The following is a 3,804-nucleotide window of genomic DNA, read 5'->3' as shown; positions in this document are numbered from 1 at the left end:
GCTCCCACAGTTAGACCGTGCCCGGCCTCAGGGCTTCCAGGTCTGCACATCCTTGGCGTCTACCGCCTTGGGCAGCAAGCCGGCCTTGAAGAACGCGTCGGCAATCTTCTGCTGCTCACCCAACTGATCGAGCGTCACCGGTTGCACCTGATAACTGCGGTGCGCATTGGCCGCTTCTACAGTGGCCACATCCAGGTTGCCCCACAACGGGCCGAGGATTTTCGCCGCGTCCTGCGGGTTTTTCTTCACCCACTCGCCGGTTTTCTCCAGCTGCGCGTACACCACTTTCAACACCTCGGGATGCGCCTTGGCGTACGGCGTCCCGGTCAGGTAGTAACGCTTGTAACTGGCCAGCCCGGCGCCGTCGGCCAAGGTGCGTGTCGGCAATTGACGCTGCACGCTGGTCAGGAAGGGTTCCCAGGTGACCCATGCATCCACCTTGTTGTTCTCGAACGCCGCGCGACCATCGGCCGGTGACAGGTACGCAGGCTCGATATCCGAGAAAGCCAGCCCCGCCTTGGCCAGCGCCGCGATCAGCAAATAGTGGGTGCCGGCCGCCTTGGTCACCGCGATTTTCTTGCCTTTCAAATCCGCCAGTTGCTGGATCGGCGAATCCTTGCGCACCACGATGGCCTGGGCCGAAGGCGAGGGCGCTTCCTGGGCGAAGTAGGTGAGTTTGGCCTGGGCCGCCTGGGCGAAGATCGGCACGGTATCCGCCACATCGGCGCTGATGTCGACGTTGCCCACGTTCAGCGCTTCGAGCAGCGGCAGGCCGCTGGGGAACTCGTGCCAGCTCACATCAATGTTGTCAGCCTTGAGGGCTTGTTCCAGGGTGCCCTGGGTTTTCAGCAGGGTGATCAGGGTCGAGGATTTCTGGTAGCCGATGCGCAGGGTTTCCTGGGCTTCGGCGCTGATGGCAACGGAAAAGGCCAGCAACCCTAAAACGACGGCGAGGGGACGGCGAATGGACATGGCGAGCTCGATCTTCAGCGAAATATCGCCAAGCATAAAGTTCTAAAAACTATTCGATAAATACTCTTTCGATCTTAGCTTAGGGCGCTTTTCGCACAGTCCTGCGAATTCGGCATAACCATAGAATTATAGAGTTCTTTCATAATCGCCGGTCATTAATATAATCAAGTTCGCTTGTTTGCCAGGCCTTATGCCGCGTTTTGGCATATGCAGCTTCTTTCACTTCTTCTATGCCAAGGCCTTTTCATGACGTTCAAGAAACTCATTCTCGCCGCCAGCCTGCTGTTTGCCGCAGCGGCGGCCCATGCCGAGCAGACCCTGGATATCAGCTACCAGCGCTCATCCACCCTGTGGATCCTGCTCAAGCAAAATGGCCAGCTTGAACAGCGCCTCAAGCCGCTGGGGTTCACGGTCAACTGGCATGAATTCAGCACCGGCCTGCTCAGCTCGTTGAACGCCGGCAGCGTCGACCTGCATGCCGATGTGGCCGACGCCTTCGCCTTGTTCACCCAGGCCGCCGATGCGCCGCTGACTTACTACGCGCAGGAAAACGCGTCGCCCGGCGCGCAGGCGATCATCGTGCAGGATAAATCGCCGATCCACAGCGTTGCCGACCTCAAGGGCAAGACCGTCGCCGTGTCCAAAGGCTCGGGCAGCAATTTCCTGCTGATCAGTGCGCTGAAAAAAGCCGGGCTGACCCTTGCCGATATCACCCCGCGTTACCTCGAAGCCCCCGACGGCGGCGCGGCGTTCGCCAATGGCAGCGTGGACGCCTGGGTGATCTGGGACCCGTTCTACGCGACCCAGCAACTCGACCACCACGCGCGCGTGATTGCCGACGGCAGCGACGGCCTGGCCAATTACAACCGCTTCTACCTGGCCACGACCCGGTTCGCCAAGGCGCATCCGGACGTGTTGCAGGTGACGTTCGACACCCTGCGCGAGACCGGCCAATGGGTCAAAGCCCATCCCAAGGAGGCCGCTGAAATTCTCGGTCCGCTGTGGGGCAACATCGCCCCGGCGACGGTGGAGCGCGCCAACAGCCGACGCAGCTACGACATCATCCCGGTCAAGGTGGACAACCTCGCCGAACAGCAACGCATCGCCGATTACTACTACGCCGCCAAGCTGATTCCCAAGCCGCTGAAAGTCTCTGATATCACCGTGTGGACGCCGAAGCCATGAGCCGCCAGATCCACTTGTCAGCCTTCCTGCTGAGCGGGCCCGTGGTGCACAGCCATGCGGTGTGGCGCCATCCGGAAACTGTCGGCAATTACCTCGATCCCGAGTACTACGCGCGAGTGGCCAAGGTGGTGGAGGAGGGGCTGTTCGACTTTCTGTTCTTCGCTGATCGCCTGGCGGTGGGTGACCAGATGGGCGGCTCCCGCGAGTTGGCCTTGCGCTACGGCGCCCAGGACGCCACGCGCCTGGACCCGCTGCCGATCCTCTCCTACCTGATCGGCCAGACCCGCAAGTTGGGCCTGGGCGCGACGCGGTCCACCACCTATTACGAACCGGCACACATCGCCCGCGAGTTTGCCACCCTCGACCACCTGTCCAAGGGCCGTGCTGCCTGGAATATCGTCACCTCGATGAACGACAGCGAAGGGCGCCTGTTTGGCAAGGACAAGCACCTGGAACACGACCTGCGCTATGACCGCGCCGATGAGTTTGTCGAAGTCGCGCTGAAGCTCTGGAACAGCTGGGGCAAGGACGCATTGAAGCTCGATCGTGCCAGCGGCGTGCTCGCCGACCCGGCGTTGATCCAGTCGGTGCAGCATCAGGGCGAGTGGTTCAAGGTCGAGGGCCCGCTGAATATTCCGCGCACGCCCCAGGGGCGGCCGGTGCTGATCCAGGCCGGCTCCTCCGGACGTGGCCGTCGGTTCGGCGCGCGCTGGGCCGAAGCGATTTTCACCATTCACCCGCACCTGGCAGCCATGCGCGCGTTTCGCGATGACGTACGCGCGCAGGTCGTGCAGCAAGGCCGCGAGGCCGACAGTTGCAAGGTGCTGACAGCGGTGATGCCGTTCATTGGCGGCAGCGAAGCCGAAGCCCGCGCCAAGCGCGACCGGCACAACGCCCTGGCGCGTCCCGAGCTGGGCCTGGTGACGCTGGCTTCGCAGTTGAATGTGGACCTGTCGCCCTTCCCGTTGAGCGCCACGCTGGCGGAAATCGCGCAGTCACCGCTGATCCATCCGGCTGCTGCGGAAAAGCTGCTGATGCAAGGCCCGCAGACCACCCTGGAACAACTCGGCCGGATCTTCGCCAGCAGCGTGCGCGTGCCGCAACTGGTAGGCACCGGCGCGCAGATCGCCGACCAACTGGCCGAACTGTTCGAGCAGGGCGGTTGCGACGGGTTTGTAATTTCGCCGGGTTATTTGCCGGGGTCGTTTACTGAGTTTGTCGAGAGTGTGATTCCGCACTTGCAGCGCAAAGGCGTGTTCCGCAAAGCGTATGAGGGCTCCACGCTGCGCGAGCACTTGGGACTGGCTGACCTGCAAGCCTGACCGCAACTTGCGCGACACACGCGCTTTTTTGTGGGGACCGAGCTTTTTTGTGGTGAACGGTTTTTTTGTGGTGAACGGTTTTTTTGTGGCAAGCCCGCTTTTTTGTGACAAGCCCGCTTTTTGTGGCGAGCGGGCTTGCCCCGCGTTGGGGCGCGCAGCGCCCCCAAAATCCAACCCCGCGGTGTACCTGGAAGAACGCGATGACTGTATTTGGGGCCGCTGCGCGCCCCAACGCGGGGCAAGCCCGCTCACCACAGGTAAGCCCGCTCACCACAGGTAAGCCCGCTCACCACATCCAAGCGGGCTCTCCACAGGCAAGCCCACT

At 62.1% G+C, this 3,804-nt stretch carries 3 protein-coding genes; 2 read left to right on the top strand and 1 reads right to left on the bottom strand.

From position 1 onward, the window contains the following. Positions 1-27 precede the first annotated feature (27 nt). Positions 28-972 carry an aliphatic sulfonate ABC transporter substrate-binding protein gene (locus tag BBG20_RS14460; RefSeq protein WP_065904578.1) on the bottom strand — a complete coding sequence of 315 codons (945 nt, stop codon included), beginning with the start codon at positions 970-972 and terminating at the stop codon, positions 28-30. Between the two features lie 246 nt (positions 973-1,218). Between BBG20_RS14460 and BBG20_RS14455 the strand changes: the two genes are divergently transcribed. Continuing rightward, the gene (locus BBG20_RS14455) at positions 1,219-2,157 is read left to right on the top strand and encodes an aliphatic sulfonate ABC transporter substrate-binding protein (RefSeq protein WP_065904577.1); all 939 of its coding nucleotides are present in this window, start codon (positions 1,219-1,221) and stop codon (positions 2,155-2,157) included. Beyond that, a complete protein-coding gene (locus BBG20_RS14450; protein ID WP_065904575.1) occupies positions 2,154-3,479 on the top strand; it encodes an LLM class flavin-dependent oxidoreductase in 1,326 nt (441 codons plus the stop codon). Before BBG20_RS14455 ends, BBG20_RS14450 begins: the two co-directional genes overlap by 4 nt. Positions 3,480-3,804 lie beyond the last annotated feature (325 nt).

The organism is Pseudomonas aylmerensis (genome assembly GCF_001702265.1).
Taxonomy (GTDB): domain Bacteria; phylum Pseudomonadota; class Gammaproteobacteria; order Pseudomonadales; family Pseudomonadaceae; genus Aquipseudomonas; species Aquipseudomonas aylmerensis.
The sequence above is the reverse complement of the archived record's forward strand: the minus strand, read 5'-3'. Positions and strand labels throughout refer to the sequence as shown.

Excerpts from the sequence above, each read along its gene's own strand:
- BBG20_RS14455 (WP_065904577.1), top strand. The coding sequence starts at position 1,219 with ATGACGTTCAAGAAACTCATTCTCGCCGCCAGCCTGCTGTTTGCCGCA.
- BBG20_RS14450 (WP_065904575.1), top strand. The coding sequence starts at position 2,154 with ATGAGCCGCCAGATCCACTTGTCAGCCTTCCTGCTGAGCGGGCCCGTG.
- BBG20_RS14460 (WP_065904578.1), bottom strand. The coding sequence starts at position 972 with ATGTCCATTCGCCGTCCCCTCGCCGTCGTTTTAGGGTTGCTGGCCTTT.